Origin of the sequence: Rhizobium ecuadorense (assembly GCF_001187535.1) — a bacterium.
Lineage (GTDB): Bacteria > Pseudomonadota > Alphaproteobacteria > Rhizobiales > Rhizobiaceae > Rhizobium > Rhizobium ecuadorense.
The window spans coordinates 1-218 of sequence record NZ_LFIO01000007.1 but is presented as its reverse complement, the minus strand read 5'-3'; the positions used below and the strand labels follow the sequence as shown (position 1 = coordinate 218).

Sequence of the window (218 nt, the reverse complement as noted above, 5' to 3'; positions counted from 1 at the left end):
GGCGCGTGTAGTGCCACAAAGCGCGAGGTGCTTTGCAACTATGAATATACCAGCAAGAAGGATTACCGCGAACAGCAGGCAGCTAAGCGGTGGGTTCCGCTTAAAGAAAATCCTTATGCGGATGAGCGACAATACATTCTTGAGCACATCATCATGCCGATGCGTCCAGCTCAGCCATTAGCGCATCGTCAAATGTCTTGATGTTCCAAACATCAATT

Annotated in this window: 1 protein-coding gene; it reads left to right on the top strand. The window is 48.6% G+C overall.

What is annotated here, in order from left to right; all coding sequences use genetic code 11:
* A partial coding sequence (locus AF337_RS44050) for a hypothetical protein (protein WP_210168023.1) occupies window positions 1-201 on the top strand: 201 nt, incomplete at its 5' end.
* Between the last annotated feature and the right edge of the window lie 17 nt (window positions 202-218).